This window comes from Vibrio sp. LQ2 (genome assembly GCF_023920125.1).
In the GTDB taxonomy this organism is placed as follows: Bacteria; Pseudomonadota; Gammaproteobacteria; order Enterobacterales; family Vibrionaceae; genus Vibrio; species Vibrio fluvialis.
The window spans coordinates 33,457-53,623 of record NZ_CP085308.1; the positions used below are offsets into that span (position 1 = coordinate 33,457).

A 20,167-nucleotide genomic window follows, 5' to 3' on the forward strand; every position below is an offset into this window, starting at 1 on the left:
CCTTTTGTTTTTCTTCGATTTCCGCTTAGTCGTTGAGTGATTTAACCGAGTCGCGTTTTACCATGGTTGGCGAATAGCGTTTCGGACTGTCATCGACCAGGCTTTCATCTTTGGCCAGTTGCAGCGCTAATTGAGCGGCATTTTCCGCCATCATCTGAATCGGGTAACGCACGGTGGTCAGGCGCGGTTTTACGTATCGGGCAATCAAGCCGTCATCGAAACCGACAATCGAAATCTGCCCTGGTGATTCGATGCCGTTTTCTTCCATGACCGATAGGGCGCCAGCGGCCATGTTGTCGTTGTAAGCGACGATCGCTGTGATATCGATACCTTTGGTCAACAGGTACAGCATGGCTTGTTCTCCGCCTTCACTGCTCGGTTCACCGTACTCGATGTAGGTCTCAGGTAAATCGAGATGATTGGCTTTGAGCGCATCCAGATAACCAGTAACCCGTTCATTGGCATCGGCAATCGAGTGACTGGACGCGATGCAGGCAATTTTCTTGTGGCCCTGACGAATCAGAAACTCGGTCGCGAGAAACGCCCCTTTATGGTTGTCGAGGGAAATACAGCGATCTTCCATGCCCGGAATGTGACGGTTGATCACTACCATCCCTTTGGCCTCTTTGGCGAACGCAATCAGCTCTTCATCCGACAAGGCTTTGGAATGAATCACCAGTGCATCACAACGGTTATTGATCAGCAGCTCAATCGAGCGGCGTTCATCTTCTTCCTTGTGATAACCGTTACCCACCAACAGATGTTTACCATTCTGACGAGCCACAGTATCGACGGCTTTGACTAAGGTGCCGAAAAATGGGTCTGACACATCAGAAACCAGCACGCCCATCGTATTGGTGCTTTGGCTAACCAGTGCTCGCGCAGCAGCATTGGGGCGATAACCCAGTTCTTGCATCGCCTTGGTCACGGAATCAATCGACGCCTGACTGGCTTTCGGTGATTTATTGATGACACGGGAAACGGTAGCAACGGATACACCAGCCGCTTTCGCGACATCCTTAATGGTAGCCATGGAAATTCAACCTTTATCAATGCATTAGGTAAATTAAACACTGTTCTTCTGGCGGACCGCAAACAATGAATGGTTTCTGGGCGATAAATGAGATTCACTGCGAGTTTTCAACGCAGAACGCCTTCACGCAAAGCACGTTATCGCTAGAGTTGGTCTTATTGTAATCGTTTCCAGTGACGTGTCACGTGCGTCAGGTAACAACTCTGGAAACGGAGAGAGAGTGTACTTGCTTTGCCGGAGCACTATTGCGCGCTGTTTTGCATCCAGAACAGAATGAAACCGACCCAACTGGCGATAAGCAGCCCCCACGGCAGCCATTGCAGGGTTTTGGATGGCGTTACTTCGTCTTCGTAACCAATCTCGGAATCAATGTCTTCGTGTATGGCAGATCGTTTGGTTCTCAGTGCTTTTTTACGAGCGCGATCGGCCTGGCGATGTTTTTCTTTTTGCTGTTTTTTATACAGCGCAATGCCTTTTTCAATGCCTTGTGCAATCAGCTTGGTCTGCTCTTTGGTCTGGCCCGGCTTTTGAGTCGCCTTGGCCACTTTCATCGCTTCTTGTTGGGTTTGTGGCGATGGAACAATTTTATTGGTCATGCTTGGTGTCCCTTAAGTTTTGCCTAGAGTATCACGGTCGCAGTTTGTCACCAAAATCTCATACTCACGTATAGCTATTTGAAATCATTGCGCTAAAGTGGAAGGCAATAACCAACAGCGAAAGAACAACGTGCGTTACGCCATCGAACAATATGATACCCACGGATATCTCAAGGCTCCAACCTGGTTGTGGCTGGGATGGCTGTTTCTGGCGCGAGCCTGGATTGTGTTCGTGGTTGCAGGCGTGAGCCGCGACAGTGGTTCGCAGATTCTGAGTTTCGTTTATCCCGGTAATGCGGCGCTTTACATCGGGCTGGTGGCGGGCGTGCCGGGGATTGCACTAATGTGGCTTATCAGTCTGCGTCATCCGGAGCGGCGTTGGATTAATGCGTTGTTTCGAACCGGGCGCTGGCTGACGCTGCTGACAGCGAGCGTGCAGTTTATTCAGACGGGCTACCATGTCTACCTGCAACACGGAGCTTTTCATTGGGCGAATGCGCTTACCTTGTTGATTCTATTATGGTTAATTTTATACGTTTATCGCAGCCGCAGCGTGCGTGACTGTTTTTTGTCGCCGCTGATGGCTAAGCCATGATCGGTATCAAGACGTAGAATGAATTTGAAGCATACCCTTTGTCGTATTGGGTACACACTGAGCAAAAAAGAAAAAGTGAGGACTTAACATGTCAACGCCACAGTCGGCTATTTTGCCAGAAGCGGAGCCATTTGCTCTGTACAGCATATTAAAAATTAAACGCAACCACACACAGGTTCTTGCTCAGTTGCAAGCACTGCCTGCTCTGGTGGATGAAGTGAATGCCAATCAACCGGGCGCAGAACTGACGCTCTCTGTCGCCTTCACCAAAGCTTTCTGGCAACGCTTTGAAGCCCCGATGCCAGAAGAGCTGATCGATTTCCCGGTGTTGGGCGAAGGCAGCACTATGGCACCGAGTACCGATGTTGACGTACTGATCCATTGCCACTCAAAGCGCCACGACCTGTTGTTTTATGTCATGCGTAAATGCCTGACCGAAATCGCAGAAGATGTTGATGTCGTTGATGAAACCTACGGTTTCCGCTATTTGGACGCCCGCGACATGACGGGCTTTATCGATGGCACTGAAAACCCGAAAGAGGAAAAACGTCGTGAAGTCGCGATTGTGGCGGACGGTGAGTTCGCTGGCGGCAGCTATGTGATGGTGCAGCGCTTTGTGCACAATCTGCCAGCGTGGAACCGCCTCAACGTCTCTGCGCAGGAAAAAGTGATTGGCCGTACTAAACCGGATTCGGTGGAACTGGACAATGTTCCTGCTGCGTCACACGTTGGCCGCGTCGATATTAAAGAAGAGGGTAAAGGGCTGAAAATTCTGCGCCACAGCCTGCCGTATGGCAGCGCCAGTGGCGACCATGGCCTGCTGTTTATTGCCTACTGCCACACACTGCACAACATCAAAACCATGATGGAAAGTATGTACGGCGTGACCGATGGTAAAACTGACCAACTGCTGCGTTTTACGCAGGCGGTGACGGGGGCCTACTTCTTTGCGCCATCACAAGAGATGCTACAAGCACTCAGCCTCAAAGCGTAATCGGCGTTCTGAATCCCAAAGCCAGGCTCACAGCCTGGCTTTTTTGTTCTAAAGATTCCCCATTCCCGGCCGATAGTCCTGCTAGAAGAGAAATAACCCCAAGGACTCTGTCACGCACATGGCTATCACGGTAAACACTAATGTCTCAGCGCTGGTCGCGCATCGGCATTTAAACACCGCGACCGATTTGCTCAATCAGTCGTTGGAGCGGTTGTCTTCCGGTAAACGGATCAACAGCGCCAAAGACGATGCGGCAGGGCTGCAAATTTCCAATCGCCTTGAATCCCAGATGCGCGGCCTTGATGTGGCTGTACGCAATGCCAACGATGGCATTTCCATCATGCAAACCGCTGAAGGCGCGATGCAAGAAACCACCAACTTACTGCAACGCATGCGAGATCTCTCATTACAGTCGGCCAATGGCTCGAACAGTAAAGCGGAGCGCGTAGCATTACAGGAAGAAATGGGGGCTTTGAACGATGAAATGAACCGAATAGCCGAAACAACCTCTTTTGGTGGTCGAAAATTGCTCAACGGTTCGTTTGGTCAAACCTCATTCCAAATTGGCGCATCATCCGGAGAAGCGGTGCAGGTGTCGCTCAAGAACATGCGCTCTGATGACCTCAATATGGGGGGATTCAGTTATGTGGCTGCCAGCAAGGCCGACAGTCAATGGCAGGTGGGGCAAGGGCGTAACCAATTAACGATATCGTATGTCAATGCGCAGGGTGAGGATGAGCAAATTCACATTCACGCCAAGCAGGGAGACGATATTGAACAGTTAGCCACTTACATCAACGGGCAGACGGATAAAGTGTCTGCATCGGTTAATGAGAAAGGCCAGCTGCAAATCTATATGGCAGGCAAAGAAACCGCAGGCACCTTGTCTTTCAGCGGCAATTTAGCCGATGAGTTGCAGATGAACCTCAAAGGCTACGAAGCCGTCGATAACCTCGACATTACCTCTGTTGGCGGCGCCCAGCGCGCAGTCTCAGTGCTGGATACGGCAATGAAGTATGTCGACAGCCATCGTGCGGAGCTGGGAGCGCTGCAAAACCGCTTTGGTCATGCGGTCAGCAACCTGGACAACGTGCATGAAAACCTCGCTGCATCGAACAGCCGAATCAAAGATGCCGATTACGCCAAAGAAACCACGCAAATGATCAAGCAACAGATTCTGCAACAAGTGGGGACATCAATATTGGCGCAGGCGAAAAATCAACCAAACGTAGCGCTGACGCTGCTTAGCGGCTAAGTGAAACTGAGTTGTATCGACGCGCTTTGTAAAAGCTTTAGCAATAAAAATGACTTTTTTGCCTATTTTCTTTCTTTCATCACGTTTGCTCTGCCAACGGAAGTTTTTTCAAAAAAATCTTAAAAATTTTCTAAAGGTTTTTCAGGCCGAGCCGTTAAAGAAAGTAACTTTGAGAGAACTACTTGGTTTTCCGAGACGTCGGAAACCGGAAACATCGGAAAATCAATTGGAGAAATCACCATGGCAGTGAATGTAAATACCAACGTATCAGCAATGACAGCACAACGTTACCTGAACAGCGCAAGCAGCGCTCAGCAAACGTCAATGGAACGTCTGTCTTCTGGCTTTAAAATCAACAGCGCAAAAGATGACGCTGCAGGTCTGCAAATTTCTAACCGCTTGAACGTACAAAGCCGCGGTCTGGATGTAGCAGTACGTAACGCGAATGACGGTATTTCAATTGCGCAAACTGCAGAAGGTGCGATGAACGAAACCACTAACATCCTGCAACGTATGCGTGACCTGTCTCTGCAATCATCTAACGGCTCAAACTCTAAATCAGAGCGCGTAGCGATTCAGGAAGAAGTGACTGCACTGAACGACGAACTGAACCGTATCGCAGAAACCACTTCATTCGGTGGTAACAAGCTGCTGAACGGCACATTCCAAACCAAATCTTTCCAGATTGGTGCGGACAACGGTGAAGCCGTGATGCTGTCTCTGAAAGACATGCGCAGCGACAACCGTATGATGGGTGGTACAAGCTACCAGGCTGAAAACGCGAAAGACAAAAACTGGAGCGTTGAGCAAGGTAAAAACGACCTGACCATCACTCTGAACGATGACAAAGGTAACGAGCAGTCGATCAACATCAACGCGAAAGCGGGCGATGACATCGAAGAGCTGGCGACTTACATCAACGGTCAGACAGACATGGTAAAAGCGTCTGTGAACGAAAAAGGCCAACTACAAGTCTTCGCAGGTAACAACAAAGTTTCTGGCGACGTATCGTTCAGCGGCGGTCTGGCTGGTGAGCTGGGCATGAAAGAAGGCAAGCAAGTGACAGTCGACAACATTGACGTGACCAGCGTTGGTGGTGCTCAAGAGTCAGTTGCGATTGTGGATGCCGCGCTGAAATATGTAGACAGCCACCGTGCAGAACTGGGTGCGTTCCAGAACCGTTTCAACCACGCGATCAGCAACTTGGACAACATTAACGAAAACGTGAATGCGTCTAAGAGCCGTATCAAAGATACTGATTTCGCGAAAGAAACAACGGCACTGACCAAGTCTCAGATTCTTTCTCAGGCATCAAGCTCTGTTCTTGCTCAAGCAAAACAAGCGCCACAAGCAGCACTGAGCCTGCTGGGTTAATCCCCCACACTGAACAGAAAAATCCAGCTTCGGCTGGATTTTTTTATGCCTGAAATTTTGTGTTTGCCATCACGTTTTTCGTTCAAATCGAAATTAATTAAAAAAAAGCCAATTTTTTTCCTAAAGGATATGAATCTCTCGCCGTTAAAGGATACGAGAGAAATGAGGTGTGCCGACGAGAGGTGAGAGACTCGAAGGCACGCTAACTATCCGCCTAAGGAGATCAACAATATGGCAATCAACGTAAATACTAACGTTTCGGCGATGACCGCCCAGCGTTACCTAAACGGTGCAGCTGACGGCGTACAGAAGTCTATGGAACGTCTGTCTTCGGGCTACCGCATTAACAGCGCAAAAGACGACGCTGCAGGCTTACAGATTTCAAACCGCTTATCTTCTCAAAGTCGTGGTTTGGACATGGCTGTACGTAACGCCAATGATGGTATCTCTATTGCACAAACCGCTGAGGGTGCAATGAATGAGAGCACCAACATTCTGCAACGTATGCGTGACCTGGCGCTGCAATCGTCTAACGGCTCGAACTCAAGTTCTGAACGTAAAGCGATTCAGGAAGAAGTTTCAGCTCTGAACGATGAGCTGAACCGTATTGCAGAAACAACCTCTTTCGGTGGTAACAAACTGCTGAACGGCACATTCGGCAGCAAATCATTCCAAATCGGCGCAGACTCTGGCGAAGCAGTGAACCTGACTATGGGTAACCTGCGTTCAGACAACGCGGCGATGGGCGGTAAATCTTACCGTGCACAGGAAGGCAAAGCGGCAGACTGGACAGTCGGCGACGCGAAAGACCTGACTCTGAATTATACTGACAAACAAGGCGAAGCCCGCGAACTGACCATCACCGCGAAAAAAGGTGATGATCTGGAAGAAGTGGCAACTTACATCAACGGTCAGAGCGATGACGTAAAAGCATCGGTCGGTGAAGACGGCAAACTGCAACTGTTCGCATCTTCACAAAAAGTGACTGGTGATGTGACTATTGGCGGCGATCTGGGTTCTGAAATCGGCTTTGGTGCTGCGCAGGACGTGACCGTTAAAGATATCGATGTGACCAGCGTTGCCGGTTCTCAGGAAGCAGTAGCCGTATTGGATGGCGCTCTGAAGTCAGTGGACAGCCAACGTGCATCTCTGGGTGCGTTCCAGAACCGTTTTGGCCACGCAATCAGCAACTTAGATAACATCAACGAAAACGTGAACGCGTCTCGCAGCCGTATCAAAGATACCGACTACGCCCGTGAAACCACAGCGATGACTAAGTCGCAGATTCTGCAACAAGCGAGTACTTCTGTACTGGCACAAGCGAAGCAGTCACCATCTGCAGCTCTTAGCCTGTTAGGTTAATTCCATACGGTTAAAAGAGCTTAATGGGTAGTGGTAGTAGTGCTACCTATAAGGTGGAGGGGAGATTGTTATGGAAGTATCATCATACACGTCGAACATCCAGCCTTACGGCTCGCAAAGTGGCATTAAACTTGCTTCAGAAAATGAGAGCGTGAAAAGCGCTTCCGATTCGAAGGAAGACTACCGTTCAGTGCGACGGACTGAAAAAGTCTCGGAACACATTACTGAACAGCTGAAACGCAGCCAGGACCAGACGCTGGAAGCCGCCGTTGAACAATCCCGGGAACGGGAGCGTCTTAACGAAGAGCAACGGGCAAAAATGGTTGAACGAATGAATGACTTCGTGACTTCAATCAACAAGGGACTGGCGTTCAGAGTGGATGAAGAATCCGGACGGGAAGTGGTGACGATTTATGAAGCTAAAACCGGCGACATTATTCGTCAAATCCCAGAAGAGGAAATGCTTGAAGTATTGCGGCGTCTAGCCAAGGAACAGAACCATAAATCGGGCCTGTTAGTGGTGAAGGCGTAATCGTATTTTTTGAGGTGATTGGATGAGTTTAGGCCCAATGGGGATGAACACTGGCTTTGATATCAATTCAATGGTCAGCAAAATTGTGAATGCGGAGCGCGTGCCTAAGCAGCAAAGCATTGACAATAAGCGAACCGAAATTGATTCGAGCATCAGTGCCTACGGCAGACTCAGAGAGTCGCTGGATACGATGAAGAATCTAATGACGAACTTTCGTCAGGAGAAGGCTTTCGCGGTGCGTAAAGTCGATACTTCTGACGACAAGGTCGTCTCAGCGACCGCAACCACAGATGCAATCGCAGGCAAATACGCAGTCGATGTGTTGCAGCTTGCTCAAAGCCATAAACTGGCGTCCGACGTATTACCGGAAGACGCAAAGTTTGGCCCGGGTAAGCTGCATATTTCGCTTGGCGACAAATCTTTCAGCGTCGATGTACGCTCCGATTCCAAGCTGATTGATATCGTTCGTGGTATCAACGGCGAAAAAGCCAACCCAGGTGTTCGTGCTTCCGTCATCAACGACGTTGATGGCCCTCGCCTGATCGTGGCTTCCAATGTCTCAGGTAAAGACCATCGCATCAGTATCCGCGCAGACGCGCAAGCTGGCGATGCGCTCAAACATCTCGAATATAAAACGTTAGAAGACCGGGTCAAAGATCTGGAAAAAGCCCGTGCTCAGGCGCAGCAACTCCTTGCCCCTTTGACACCAGAGCAGCAAAAAATTGCCGCTAAAGTGGCAGAAAAAATTGGTGATGCCGCACGTGAAGTAGATAAATCCGTCGCCGAGCAGATCGATAACGTGGCGCAAACCGCCGCTAACGGTCAGCCAAAACCGGATGGCAGCCCGGGCGAGTTGCCGGACTCGGCGTTAAAAGCGGCCGCGGCCGCAGGCAGTCAAGTTAACAAATATCTCAAGCCAGAAGATCGCATTCCGGGCTGGACAGAAACGGCGTCCGGCACGTTGTTGGACTCTTATTCTGAGCCGGAGCCGGAACTTGATGACAAAGCGCTAGAGAAAGCACCGGATGTGCCGGGGTGGAGCAACACCGCTTCAGGGACACTGACCGACTCTTATGTGACTCCGAAAGAAGCGCAAGCAAGACTGGATGCTAAACTGGCTAAAGAGCAGGCGGCGATTGATGCAGCGGTCAAAAGCGGCAAAATGACGCCGGAGCAAGCTAAGCAGGCTGAGCGCGCGAAGATGGCACCTGAAGAGCGTGAAGCGCTCGAAAAAGCCGAGCAAGTGCAGTCTGAACTTAAAGCGGCGCAAGAAGCATTCGATGCCTACAAAGGGATGAGTCAGGTACAAGCGGGTCAGGATTCGCTGGTGCTGCTGGATGGTGTGGCTAAGCTGTCCAGCCACAACAACGTGATTGAAGATGCGATTGACGGCGTGGATCTGACCTTAAAAGGCAAAACCAACAACGTTGAACAGCCCGCGGAAATCGGCATTGAGTATGACCGCGACAGTGTGCGTGGTGATATAGAACAATTCGTTGCGGCCTATAACCAGTTCTTTCAGGTAAGTAAGGAACTGAGCAGTGTTGACCCTCGCACCGGACAAGCCGGCCCGCTCGCGGGCGACAGTATTGTGCGCAGTGCGGACTCACGTCTCAAGTCGGTGTTCTCGTCATCGATTGACCAGGCACCGGACGAGCTCAAAAGCCTGACGGAATTTGGTATCACCACCACGCGTCAAGGGACGCTGGAAATCAACTATGATATGCTCAACCGCCAGTTGAATAACAATTTCACTAAGCTGGGGGATTTCTTTGGTGGCAACCGTGGTTTTGCAAAACGGGTAGAAGATGCCATTCAAAGCATGACCGGTGTGACGGGTTCAATTCGTACCCGCGAGAAGAGCCTAGGTGAGCAGACGCGTCGTTTGTCTGACGATCAGTCTGCACTGGATCGCCGCATGGACAGTTTAGAGAAACGGACTCATTCTAAGTTTTCGGCCATGCAGGATGCCACCGGCAAAATGCAGTCGCAGCTTGCCAGCATGATGAATGCGCTAGGACAGTAATATGAAAGGTACACTTCAAGCGTTGTGTGATTTAAATCACCAATTAAAAGATAAGCTTGCAGTCGACGACATTAATACTGAAGAAATTACAGCGCTGGTCGATAACAGAGAACAGTTATTGCATGACTTACTGACCTACGCGTCAGACAACCCGGACTTCGCTCGTTCAGATGAATGGCGCAGTGCCGTACGAGATACACAACTCCTTGTTGAATTGATGCAGTCAAAAACCGCCGCGATAGGCAAAACGCTCCATAAATATCGCCACGGCAATAAATCGGTTCAGCAATACAAAAAGTTTTTATAAAGAGGAAGACTATGCGTGGTTCTTTACAGGCGTACAAAAAAGTATCAGTGGATAGCCAGCTAAGTGCGGCCTCACCGCATAAAATCGTACAAATGCTAATGGCCGGTGCCATCGAACGCCTGATTCAGGGCAAAGCAGCAATGGCTCAGGGCAACATTCCGGTGAAAGGCGAACGTCTTGGTAAGGCGTTAGACATCATCATCAGCCTGCGCAGCTGTCTTTCAATGGATGACGGTGGCGATATCGCACAGAATCTGGATCAGCTGTACGAGTTCATGATCACCCAAATCACGGCGGCGAACCATCAAAACGATCCTCAGCCACTGGATGACGTAATCGACATTATTCGTGAGATCAAGTCAGCGTGGGACCAAATCCCTGCGGAATATCACAATTTGACTGCTTCAGAAGTGGGACTGTGAGTTATTTCTGAAACTTTCAACTGACATCACACCAGCTAATTGCTTGGTTGCCTTATTTTTTTAATTAAATAGAATAGAAGCCACTAACTAGCCAAGTGGCTTTTTTTTGTTGCTGAATTCCATAAATTGTCTATCGTTTAGTCAGGCAAATACTAAAATTTAAAAAGCCTGCCGATGATTTTCAACGGTACAACCACAACATCCCAGAATTAAGGCAAATATTCTCACCTATGCAAGGTTTAGCAAAACTACTTGTGATCGAGGACGATCCGTCTATTCGTCTGAGTCTCAGTACCATATTAGAATTTGTAGGGGAACAATGTGAGGTGATTGAGTCTTCACAGTTGGATCAGATTGACTGGTCTGCTGTTTGGGCTGGTTGCATTCTTGGTTCGATCAGTGCTCAAACGTTATCTGAGTCTCTGTCCGAAACGCTTTCAAAAGCCAATCATATCCCTCTATTGGTAGCTAATAAGCAGCCATACTCTCTGGAAGAGTTCCCGCAATTCGTGGGTGAGCTAGAATTTCCGTTAAATTATCCTCAGTTGAGCGAAGCGCTCAGACACTGCAAAGAGTTCCTTGGACGCAAAGGTATTCAGGTGCTGGCGACAGCGCGTAAAAATACCCTGTTCCGCAGCTTGGTTGGCCAGAGCCATGGCATTCAGGAAGTCCGCCATCTGATTGAACAGGTGTCAGGTACTGAAGCCAATGTGCTTATCCTCGGTGAATCGGGCACGGGTAAAGAAGTGGTTGCCCGCAATATTCACTATCATTCTTCCCGTCGCGGTGGTCCATTTGTGCCAATCAACTGTGGCGCGATTCCCGCTGAATTGCTGGAAAGCGAACTGTTTGGTCACGAAAAAGGCGCGTTTACCGGAGCAATAACCGCTCGTAAAGGCCGTTTTGAACTGGCTGAAGGTGGCACGCTGTTTCTGGACGAAATTGGCGACATGCCGATGAGCATGCAAGTAAAACTACTGCGCGTATTGCAGGAACGCTGTTTCGAGCGCGTAGGAGGCAACTCCACGATTAAAGCCAATGTTCGTGTGATTGCGGCGACGCATCGCGACTTGGAATCGATGATTGAAGACCAGCGTTTCCGCGAAGATCTCTACTATCGCCTCAATGTGTTCCCAATCGAGATGCCGGCATTAAAAGAGCGGAAAGAAGATATCCCGCTTTTACTGCAGGAATTGATGACTCGTCTCGAAGCGGAAGGGGGCATGCCGATTTGCTTTACGCCGCGTTCAATCAACTCATTGATGGAACACGACTGGCCAGGCAATGTGCGCGAGCTGGCTAACCTCGTGGAACGAATGGTTATCCTCTATCCGAATAGTCTGGTGGATGTGAACCATTTGCCGACTAAATATCGTTACAGTGATATTCCCGAATTCCAGCCTGAGCCGAGCCGTTTCAGCTCGGTGGAAGAGCAGGAGCGTGATGTGCTGGCAGAGATTTTCTCAGAAGATTTCAGTTTCGAGCCGGAAGAAGAACTCAATGGCCGTATGGATGCGCCGCAATCGTTGCCACCGGAAGGGGTCAACCTTAAAGAGTTACTGGCCGACCTTGAGGTGAACCTGATCAACCAGGCGCTGGAAGCGCAGGGTGGAGTCGTCGCTCGCGCCGCGGATATGCTGGGTATGCGTCGTACTACACTGGTTGAAAAGATGCGCAAGTACAATATGCAACGTTGATCTTAAACCTCATAATTGGTGAGTCAATTTATTGTCATTGCAGTAAGTTATTGAAAATAAATGTAAATAGCCTGGCATGTATCTTGCGTGTCAGGCTATTGTTGTATTTAAAGGCAGATTTTCGACGATGGACGACGCAGCGCAAGAACAGCATTCACATTTAGACTCTCTGGAACATCAGGTCGAGCGTTACCAACAGGTGCTGGATGTGATGCCAGCCGGCGTTATTTTGCTTGATACCCAGGGTATTGTTCGTGAAGCCAATCCGGAAGCGCGCCGCTTGTTAGAAGTCCCGCTGGTGGGCGAGCGCTGGTATACCGTGATTCATACTGCGTTTGCGCCGCGTGAAGATGACGGCCATGAGATTTCACTGCGGAACGGACGCAAAGTACGTCTGGCGATTTCCGCATCGGCAACGGGCCAGTTGATCCTGATTACCGATCTGACCGAAACGCGTTTGTTGCAGTCGCGTATCAGTGATCTGCAGCGTCTGTCATCGCTCGGGCGTATGGTGGCCTCGCTGGCGCATCAGGTTCGCACGCCTTTGTCGAGTGCCATGCTTTATGCTGCCAATCTGTCAGCACCGAATTTACCGCCGCCGACCCGCGAGCGTTTTCAGACGAAACTGCTCGATCGTCTGCACGACCTGGAAAAGCAGGTCAACGATATGTTGCTGTTCGCCAAAGGTGGCGACAACAAAGTGATTAAGCCGTTCTCGCTGGCGGAACTGGTGACCGAATTTATGCCGATGATCGAAACGGCGGTCAAAAATAATGGCATCGATTATGGTCAGGAAGTCGAGCAGGAAGAGACGATCTTGCTGGGCAACGTCAATGCGATTGCATCAGCGCTGAGTAATCTAGTCATGAACGCGATTCAGATTGTTGGCAAAGGTGCGCAAATCGATGTCTTTTTCCGTCCGGTAAACGGCGAGCTAAAAATTTCTGTGCAGGACAATGGTCCGGGAGTTGCGAAAGAGCTGCAGCAAAAAATCATGGAGCCTTTCTTTACTACCCGCTCTCAGGGCACGGGCCTGGGTCTTGCGGTTGTACAAATGGTTTGTCGTGCTCACGACGGCCGACTCGAGTTGATTTCTGAACCGGGGGATGGTGCGTGTTTTACCATGTGCCTGCCTCTGGACCGTCAACCACCAATTTCTCAATCAGACACTGGAGAATGATGATGGCTCAAAGCAAAGTCTTAATCGTTGAAGATGACGAAGGTCTACGCGAAGCCCTGGTAGACACCCTGGCTCTGGCTGGCTACGAATGGCTGGAGGCCGATTGCGCCGAAGACGCTTTGGTCAAACTGAAAACCTATCCGGTGGATATCGTGGTGTCTGATGTGCAGATGGCAGGCATGGGTGGTCTGGCGCTGCTGCGTAACATTAAACAGCATTGGCCGAACTTGCCTGTGCTGCTGATGACAGCATACGCCAACATCGAAGATGCGGTCTCGGCGATGAAAGAGGGCGCGATAGACTACATGGCGAAACCTTTTGCGCCGGAAGTGCTGCTGAACATGGTGAGCCGATACGCCCCCGTTAAATCTGACGATAACGGTGATGCGGTGGTCGCGGATGAGAAGAGCCTGAAACTACTGGCCTTAGCAGAGAAAGTGGCTAAAACGGATGCCAACGTGATGGTTCTGGGCCCTAGTGGCTCGGGTAAAGAAGTGATGTCGCGTTACATTCACAATGCGTCACCGCGCAAAGATGGCCCGTTTGTCGCGATCAACTGTGCGGCGATTCCGGACAACATGTTGGAAGCCACCCTGTTTGGCTACGAAAAAGGTGCGTTTACTGGCGCAGTTCAGGCCTGTCCGGGTAAGTTTGAACAGGCTCAGGGCGGAACGATTTTGCTGGATGAAATCAGCGAAATGGATCTCAACCTGCAAGCGAAACTGCTGCGTGTGCTGCAAGAGCGTGAGGTGGAGCGTCTTGGCAGCCGCAAGAGCATCAAACTTGATGTGCGCGTGCTGGCGACCAGTAACCGTGATCTTAAGTCGTATGTTCAAGAGAAAAAATTCCGTGAAGACCTGTACTACCGCCTGAACGTGTTCCCAATCGCCTGGCCAGCGCTGTGTGAGCGTAAAGGTGACATTGAGCCGCTGGCCAATCATCTGGTTGAGCGTCACTGCAAAAAGCTTGGTCTGGCGGTCCCGAAAGTCTCGTCCGCGGCGATTGGCAAGCTGCTTGCCTACAACTGGCCGGGTAACGTACGGGAACTCGACAACGTCATTCAGCGCGCGCTGATTTTGAGCGAGCAAGACAACATCGATCAGGAGCACATTCTGCTGGAAGGCCTTGATTGGCAGGATGCGTCGAGCTTGCAGCAGGTCGTCGAGAGCGGCGAAGTGGCCACACCGGAAATCAAACCGGTCGCTGAAGTGGATTTTGCCAAAGCAATCAGCAGCGGCGCAGGTCTGGGCGGTGAGCTGCGCGATCAGGAATACGCCATCATCATGGAAACTCTGGTGGAATGTCACGGTCGGCGCAAAGAAATGGCTGAAAAGCTTGGGATTAGTCCTCGCACATTACGCTATAAACTGGCTAAAATGCGCGATGCAGGCATTGATATTCCCGGTTAACGGAGTCCCGTACGGAGAGTGGCACATTAATTGCTGCAATAGTAACCAGAGATTGGTTTGAGTCAAAGAATTGGCATCAGAGGTAATGATGAGACTAGACGGCTTACAAAGCGAAATGCAGGCGATGATGGTAGAAGCTGCCAACAGCCGTCCGGCAGCAACAGGACAAAAAGTTGGCGCTGACTTTGGCGATATGCTCACTCAGGCCATCAATAATGTGAATGGATTGCAGAAAACCTCCAGCGATTTACAGATGCGATTTGACCGTGGTGACGAAGGTGTGTCGCTATCGGACGTTATGATTGCGCGTAATAAGTCGAGTGTGGCCTTTGAGGCCACGATTCAGGTACGCAACAAACTTGTTGATGCGTATAAAGAACTGATGAACATGCCAGTGTAAGTGTAGGGTGTGAACTGTGGCTGATGATAAGCAAACAACGGATCTGGCATTGTCCAACGGTGGTGACCATTCACTGCTGTCCAGCACTGATCTGGACGGTGGCGTACAAAACCCGGATATGGACGAAAAGAGCTCCTCCAAACTTGATTTCGCAATGGGCGATCTCGACCTGTTGCGTCAGATTGTGCTGGTGCTGTCGATCTCTATCTGTGTTGCTTTGATTGTGATGCTGTTTTTCTGGGTCAAAGAGCCGGAAATGCGTCCACTCGGTGCTTATGAAACGGAAGAACTGATTCCGGTACTGGATTACCTGGATCAGCAGAAACAAGAATACAAGCTGGATGGCAACACCATTCTGGTGCCGAACAGCGACTACAACAGCCTCAAACTGAACATGGTGCGTGCCGGACTGAATCAGTCCCGCCAAGCCGGTGATGACATTCTGCTGCAAGACATGGGCTTTGGTGTTTCTCAACGTCTTGAACAGGAACGCCTTAAGCTGAGTCGTGAACGTCAGCTCGGTAAAGCCATTGAAGAGATGCGTCAGGTCAACAAAGCTCGCGTACTTTTGGCGCTGCCAAAGCAAAGCGTATTTGTCCGTCACAATCAGGAAGCGTCGGCATCGGTCTTTCTGACATTGCGTACTGGCACCAACCTCAAACAAGAAGAAGTGGACTCAATTGTCGATATGGTCGCCAGTGCGGTTCCGGGCATGACCCCGACCCGCGTGACCGTGACCGATCAACATGGTCGACTACTCAGCTCGGGGTCTCAGGATCCGGTCTCCTCTGCACGTCGTAAAGAGCAGGAGATGGAGCGCAAGCAGGAGCAAAACCTGCGTGACAAAATCGACTCCGTGTTGATTCCGATTCTGGGCCTTGGCAACTACACCGCACAGGTTGATATTGAACTCGACTTCAGCGCCATCGAACAGACTCGTAAACGTTTTGACCCCAACACGCCATCGACTCGCAGCGAATACACGCTGGAAGATTACAACAACGGTAACGTGGTGGCGGGTGTACCTGGCGCACTGAGCAATCAGCCACCAGCCGATGCCTCGATCCCACAAGACGTGGCACAGATGAAAGACGGTTCAGTCATGGGCCAGGGCTCGGTGCATAAAGAAGCGACGCGCAACTTTGAACTCGATACCACCATCAGCCACGAGCGTAAGCAAACGGGCGTGATCAACCGTCAAACCGTTGCGGTCGCAGTGAAAAACCGCGCCAACGTGAATCCGGACACGGGTGAAATTACGTATACGCCGCTGAGCGAAAGCGAACTCAGTTCCATCCGTCAGGTACTGATTGGTACCGTGGGTTATAACGAAAACCGTGGTGACTTGCTGAACGTATTGAGCATGCAGTTTGCTGAGCCGGAAGTTGAACAAATGGCTGATGTGCCGATTTGGGATAACCCGAACTTCAGCGACTGGATTCGTTGGCTGGCAAGTGCACTGGTGATCATCGTGGTGGTTCTGGTACTGGTTCGCCCGGCGATGAAGAAATTGCTCAACCCAGCAGCAGAAGACGACGAGCAGCTGTACGGTCCGGATGGCTTGCCTATGGGGATGGGTGGTGAAACCAGCTTAATCGGCAGTGATATTGAAGGTGGAGAACTGTTCGAGTTTGGTTCAGGTATTGACCTGCCAAATCTGCACAAGGACGAGGATGTACTCAAAGCAGTACGTGCTCTGGTGGCCAACGAGCCTGAACTTGCGGCTCAAGTTGTGAAGAACTGGATGCAAAATGCCTAACGAAATTGTAAAGAAAGATGGTGGAGAAGTGGTCGAATCATCTGTAGACATCTCGAGTATTCCCGGTGAAGAGCGAGCGGCGATTCTGCTGCTCAGTCTCAATGAAGAAGACGCCGCCGGGATTATTCGCCATTTAGAACCGAAGCAGGTTCAGCGCGTGGGTAGTGCCATGGCGCGAGCGAAAGATCTGAGCCAGGACAAAGTGAGTGCGGTGCACCGTGCCTTCCTGGAAGACATTCAGAAATACACCAATATTGGTATGGGCAGCGAAGACTTTATGCGTAACGCGCTGATTGCTGCTCTGGGTGAAGACAAAGCGAACAACCTGGTGGATCAAATTCTGTTGGGTACCGGCTCGAAAGGTCTGGATTCACTGAAATGGATGGACCCACGTCAGGTGGCCAGCATTATTGTTAACGAACACCCGCAAATTCAAACCATCGTTCTGTCGTATCTCGACCCGGATCAGTCTGCGGAAATTCTGGCGCAGTTCTCCGAACGTGACCGCCTCGATCTGATGATGCGTATTGCTAACCTGGAAGAAGTTCAACCATCGGCATTGGCCGAGTTGAACGAAATCATGGAGAAACAGTTTGCCGGTCAAGCGGGCGCGCAAGCGGCGAAGATTGGTGGCCTGAAAGCGGCAGCCGACATCATGAACTATCTGGACAACAATATCGAAGGCGTGTTGATGGACCAGATGCGCGATCAGGACGAAGACCTGGCAACGCAGATTCAGGATCTGATGTTTGTGTTCGAAAACCTGGTCGAAGTCGACGATCAGGGTATTCAGAAACTGCTGCGCGACGTTCCGCAAGATGTGCTGCAAAAAGCACTCAAAGGTGCCGACGATGCGCTGCGTGACAAGATCTTTAAGAACATGTCGAAACGTGCTGCTGAACTGATGAAAGACGACCTGGAGGCGATGCCACCAATCAAGGTCTCGGATGTGGAAGCCGCACAGAAAGAAATTTTGGCGATTGCCCGCCGTATGGCCGACAACGGAGAAATCATGTTGTCTGGCGGGGCAGACGAATTCTTGTAATGCCAAGGGCCCGCTTAATTAGCAGGCCCTTTTTATCTTTGGGTAGGTGTACCATGTCAGGTGAAAGAAAACGCGGTTTTATTCGTCTCGGTTCGGATAACACAGTGGAGCCTCCGAAAAAGTGGGGCCTGCCGGACTATGGCGCGGAAACGCACAAGCAAGCCCGTGAAACGGCAATGAACTACGACCCGAGCTGGATGCCGAGTTTCGATGAACCGGAAAACGAAGAGCCAGTTCAGCTAACAGAACAAGACATCGAACTGATCAAGCAGGTTGCTTATCAGGAAGGTATCGAACAAGGTCAGGCTGAAGGTTATCAACAAGGTTTTGAGCAAGGCAAAGATGCTGGTTTTCAGGCGGGTCACGAAGAAGGCTTGGCGGCGGGCAAAGATGAAGGTCTGCAAGCGGGTCAGTCAGTGATTGAAGAGCACGTGCAAACCTTTATTGGCCTGGCGAACCAGTTTGCCCAGCCACTGGAGCTGATGAATGCTCAGGTTGAAAAGCAGTTGGTCGACATGGTGCTGACGCTGGTGAAAGAAGTGGTGCATGTCGAGGTGCAAACTAATCCTCAGGTGATCCTCGATACGGTCAAAGCATCGGTAGAGGCGCTGCCTATTTCCGGCCACGCCATTACGCTCAAACTCAATCCGGAAGATTGCGCCATCATTCGACAGGCTTACGGTGAACAGGAACTCGATCTGCGCAACTGGACGTTGGTCAGTGAGCCAGCGCTCAATCGTGGCGATGTTCAGATTGAAGCGGGTGAGTCGAGTGTTAATTACCGAATGGAAGATCGCATTCGCAATGTTCTGCACAGTTTCTGTGGCACCAATCGTCATCAGCAGGGTAACGAATAATGCTGTCATTGGCTGACCGTTTAGCACAGTACAAAACCGAAGGGCTGACCAGCCGTCCGATTGCCTCGGGCAAACTGATTCGCGTCGTCGGCTTGACACTGGAAGCGACTGGCTGCCGCGCGCCAATTGGCTCGTTGTGTCGGGTGCAGACTATGTCCGGTGAAATGGAAGCCGAAGTGGTGGGTTTCTCCGGAGACAGCCTGTTTCTGATGCCGAGCGAGCAAATCACAGGTGTGCTGCCGGGGGCCAAAGTCACGCCGTTGACGGAAGAGGCGGGACTGCCCGTCGGGATGGAACTGCTTGGCCGCGTGATTGACGGGGTGGGCAACCCCCTCGATGGATTGGGGCCGATTTATACCGACCAACGCGCATCGTTCAATGCTCAACCGATTAACCCGCTGGCACGTAAGCCGATCAGTGAACCGCTCGATGTAGGGATTAAAGCCATTAACGGTTTGCTCACGGTGGGCAAAGGTCAGCGTATCGGCTTGTTTGCCGGCTCTGGTGTGGGTAAATCGGTCACGCTCGGCATGATGACCCGCGGCACCACCGCACAGGTGGTGGTGGTCGGGCTGATTGGTGAACGGGGCCGAGAAGTTAAAGAATTTATTGAAGAAATTTTGGGTGTCGATGGCCGCCAACGCTCCGTTGTGGTCGCAGCACCTGCTGATGCCTCGCCGCTGATGCGCCTGAAAGGGTGTCAAACGGCACTGACGATTGCCGAGTATTTCCGTGACCAGGGCTTGGATGTGCTGTTGCTGATGGACTCGCTGACTCGTTTTGCTCAGGCACAGCGTGAAATCGCGCTCTCGGTGGGGGAGCCACCAGCGACCAAAGGTTACCCGCCATCGGTGTTTGCGAAACTGCCAGCGCTGGTGGAGCGAGCTGGTAACGGCGGTCCACATCAAGGCTCGATTACGGCATTCTTTACCGTACTGACCGAAGGCGATGATTTGCAGGATCCGATTGCCGATGCCTCGCGAGCGATCCTCGATGGTCACATCGTGTTGTCGCGTGAAATGGCCGATGCTGGCCACTATCCAGCCATTGACGTGGAGAAATCCGTCAGCCGGGTGATGCCGCAAATCACCACCGATGAACACGTTCTGATGTCAAAGGCGGTACGACAAATTCTGTCTATCTGCCGTAAAAATCAGGATTTGGTCTCGATCGGTGCTTATAAACCTGGCACTGATAAGGCGATTGACAGCGCGTTTACTCTCAAACCTAAACTGGATAACTATCTGCAGCAAGGCATGAAAGATTCGGTGCCGTACGAGATGTGCATCAGCATGCTGAAAAATGTGCTCAGTGTGGGGTAACT

Annotated in this window: 19 protein-coding genes; 17 read left to right on the forward strand and 2 right to left on the reverse strand. The window is 50.9% G+C overall.

What is annotated here, in order from left to right; translation table 11 throughout:
* Positions 1-25: 25 nt before the first annotated feature.
* Both LGV68_RS00235 and LGV68_RS00240 read right to left on the reverse strand, forming a co-directional pair.
* A complete protein-coding gene (locus LGV68_RS00235) occupies positions 26-1,033 on the reverse strand; it encodes a substrate-binding domain-containing protein (RefSeq protein ID WP_020331152.1) in 1,008 nt (335 codons plus the stop codon).
* A gap of 242 nt (positions 1,034-1,275) precedes the next feature.
* Entirely contained in the window at positions 1,276-1,629 is a 354-nt protein-coding gene (locus tag LGV68_RS00240) for a DUF2956 domain-containing protein (RefSeq protein WP_208552184.1), read from the reverse strand.
* Between the two features lie 130 nt (positions 1,630-1,759).
* Here LGV68_RS00240 and LGV68_RS00245 point away from each other — a divergent pair, with 130 nt between their 5' ends.
* The 17 genes from LGV68_RS00245 (at position 1,760) to fliI (ending at position 20,165) form a co-directional block, all read left to right on the forward strand.
* A complete protein-coding gene (locus LGV68_RS00245; RefSeq protein WP_032082237.1) occupies positions 1,760-2,224 on the forward strand; it encodes a DUF2919 domain-containing protein in 465 nt (154 codons plus the stop codon).
* 88 nt (positions 2,225-2,312) lie between these two features.
* Positions 2,313-3,218 (forward strand): Dyp-type peroxidase, encoded by a 906-nt coding sequence (locus LGV68_RS00250; RefSeq protein WP_143682631.1) that lies wholly within the window; start codon positions 2,313-2,315, stop codon positions 3,216-3,218.
* 118 nt (positions 3,219-3,336) lie between these two features.
* Complete coding sequence (locus tag LGV68_RS00255; RefSeq protein ID WP_252536024.1) at positions 3,337-4,473, forward strand: flagellin; 1,137 nt, start codon at positions 3,337-3,339, stop codon at positions 4,471-4,473.
* Between the two features lie 240 nt (positions 4,474-4,713).
* Positions 4,714-5,847, forward strand: a complete 1,134-nt coding sequence (locus LGV68_RS00260; RefSeq protein WP_020331159.1) for a flagellin — start codon at positions 4,714-4,716, stop codon at positions 5,845-5,847.
* A gap of 231 nt (positions 5,848-6,078) precedes the next feature.
* Positions 6,079-7,209, forward strand: coding sequence for a flagellin (locus tag LGV68_RS00265; protein WP_020331160.1), 1,131 nt, complete (start codon positions 6,079-6,081; stop codon positions 7,207-7,209).
* A gap of 70 nt (positions 7,210-7,279) precedes the next feature.
* Positions 7,280-7,741 carry a flagellar protein FlaG gene (flaG, locus tag LGV68_RS00270; protein WP_020331161.1) on the forward strand — a complete coding sequence of 154 codons (462 nt, stop codon included), beginning with the start codon at positions 7,280-7,282 and terminating at the stop codon, positions 7,739-7,741.
* Between the two features lie 22 nt (positions 7,742-7,763).
* Positions 7,764-9,767 carry a flagellar filament capping protein FliD gene (fliD, locus tag LGV68_RS00275; RefSeq protein ID WP_020331162.1) on the forward strand — a complete coding sequence of 668 codons (2,004 nt, stop codon included), beginning with the start codon at positions 7,764-7,766 and terminating at the stop codon, positions 9,765-9,767.
* 1 nt (position 9,768) lies between these two features.
* Positions 9,769-10,074: a flagellar protein FliT gene (locus tag LGV68_RS00280; RefSeq protein ID WP_252536025.1), complete on the forward strand. Its 306-nt coding sequence runs from the start codon at positions 9,769-9,771 to the stop codon at positions 10,072-10,074.
* An 11-nt stretch (positions 10,075-10,085) separates the two neighbouring features.
* Positions 10,086-10,496, forward strand: coding sequence for a flagellar export chaperone FliS (gene fliS / locus LGV68_RS00285; RefSeq protein WP_020331164.1), 411 nt, complete (start codon positions 10,086-10,088; stop codon positions 10,494-10,496).
* 230 nt (positions 10,497-10,726) lie between these two features.
* Positions 10,727-12,193, forward strand: a complete 1,467-nt coding sequence (locus LGV68_RS00290) for a sigma-54 dependent transcriptional regulator (RefSeq protein ID WP_024373502.1) — start codon at positions 10,727-10,729, stop codon at positions 12,191-12,193.
* Positions 12,194-12,320: 127 nt separating this feature from the next.
* On the forward strand, positions 12,321-13,373 hold the full coding sequence (locus LGV68_RS00295; protein WP_252536026.1) for an ATP-binding protein: 1,053 nt from the start codon (positions 12,321-12,323) through the stop codon (positions 13,371-13,373).
* A gap of 2 nt (positions 13,374-13,375) precedes the next feature.
* Positions 13,376-14,782: a sigma-54 dependent transcriptional regulator gene (locus LGV68_RS00300; protein ID WP_024373501.1), complete on the forward strand. Its 1,407-nt coding sequence runs from the start codon at positions 13,376-13,378 to the stop codon at positions 14,780-14,782.
* A gap of 88 nt (positions 14,783-14,870) precedes the next feature.
* Positions 14,871-15,182: a flagellar hook-basal body complex protein FliE gene (fliE, locus tag LGV68_RS00305; protein ID WP_020331168.1), complete on the forward strand. Its 312-nt coding sequence runs from the start codon at positions 14,871-14,873 to the stop codon at positions 15,180-15,182.
* Positions 15,183-15,198: 16 nt separating this feature from the next.
* Positions 15,199-16,941: a flagellar basal-body MS-ring/collar protein FliF gene (gene fliF / locus LGV68_RS00310; RefSeq protein ID WP_158125311.1), complete on the forward strand. Its 1,743-nt coding sequence runs from the start codon at positions 15,199-15,201 to the stop codon at positions 16,939-16,941.
* Positions 16,934-17,986, forward strand: coding sequence for a flagellar motor switch protein FliG (gene fliG, locus LGV68_RS00315; protein WP_020331170.1), 1,053 nt, complete (start codon positions 16,934-16,936; stop codon positions 17,984-17,986). The genes fliF and fliG overlap by 8 nt, the downstream gene beginning before the upstream one ends.
* Before the next feature lie 53 nt (positions 17,987-18,039).
* Positions 18,040-18,843, forward strand: a complete 804-nt coding sequence (gene fliH, locus LGV68_RS00320) for a flagellar assembly protein FliH (protein WP_222763570.1) — start codon at positions 18,040-18,042, stop codon at positions 18,841-18,843.
* Complete coding sequence (gene fliI / locus LGV68_RS00325; RefSeq protein WP_020331172.1) at positions 18,843-20,165, forward strand: flagellar protein export ATPase FliI; 1,323 nt, start codon at positions 18,843-18,845, stop codon at positions 20,163-20,165. Before fliH ends, fliI begins: the two co-directional genes overlap by 1 nt.
* Positions 20,166-20,167 lie beyond the last annotated feature (2 nt).

Coding starts and splice junctions, on each gene's coding strand:
- LGV68_RS00235 (WP_020331152.1), bottom strand. CDS start 1,033: ATGGCTACCATTAAGGATGTCGCGAAAGCGGCTGGTGTATCCGTTGCT.
- LGV68_RS00240 (WP_208552184.1), bottom strand. CDS start 1,629: ATGACCAATAAAATTGTTCCATCGCCACAAACCCAACAAGAAGCGATG.
- LGV68_RS00250 (WP_143682631.1), top strand. CDS start 2,313: ATGTCAACGCCACAGTCGGCTATTTTGCCAGAAGCGGAGCCATTTGCT.
- LGV68_RS00255 (WP_252536024.1), top strand. CDS start 3,337: ATGGCTATCACGGTAAACACTAATGTCTCAGCGCTGGTCGCGCATCGG.
- LGV68_RS00260 (WP_020331159.1), top strand. CDS start 4,714: ATGGCAGTGAATGTAAATACCAACGTATCAGCAATGACAGCACAACGT.
- LGV68_RS00265 (WP_020331160.1), top strand. CDS start 6,079: ATGGCAATCAACGTAAATACTAACGTTTCGGCGATGACCGCCCAGCGT.
- flaG (WP_020331161.1), top strand. CDS start 7,280: ATGGAAGTATCATCATACACGTCGAACATCCAGCCTTACGGCTCGCAA.
- fliD (WP_020331162.1), top strand. CDS start 7,764: ATGAGTTTAGGCCCAATGGGGATGAACACTGGCTTTGATATCAATTCA.
- LGV68_RS00280 (WP_252536025.1), top strand. CDS start 9,769: ATGAAAGGTACACTTCAAGCGTTGTGTGATTTAAATCACCAATTAAAA.
- fliS (WP_020331164.1), top strand. CDS start 10,086: ATGCGTGGTTCTTTACAGGCGTACAAAAAAGTATCAGTGGATAGCCAG.
- LGV68_RS00290 (WP_024373502.1), top strand. CDS start 10,727: ATGCAAGGTTTAGCAAAACTACTTGTGATCGAGGACGATCCGTCTATT.
- LGV68_RS00295 (WP_252536026.1), top strand. CDS start 12,321: ATGGACGACGCAGCGCAAGAACAGCATTCACATTTAGACTCTCTGGAA.
- LGV68_RS00300 (WP_024373501.1), top strand. CDS start 13,376: ATGGCTCAAAGCAAAGTCTTAATCGTTGAAGATGACGAAGGTCTACGC.
- fliE (WP_020331168.1), top strand. CDS start 14,871: ATGAGACTAGACGGCTTACAAAGCGAAATGCAGGCGATGATGGTAGAA.
- fliG (WP_020331170.1), top strand. CDS start 16,934: ATGCCTAACGAAATTGTAAAGAAAGATGGTGGAGAAGTGGTCGAATCA.
- fliH (WP_222763570.1), top strand. CDS start 18,040: ATGTCAGGTGAAAGAAAACGCGGTTTTATTCGTCTCGGTTCGGATAAC.
- fliI (WP_020331172.1), top strand. CDS start 18,843: ATGCTGTCATTGGCTGACCGTTTAGCACAGTACAAAACCGAAGGGCTG.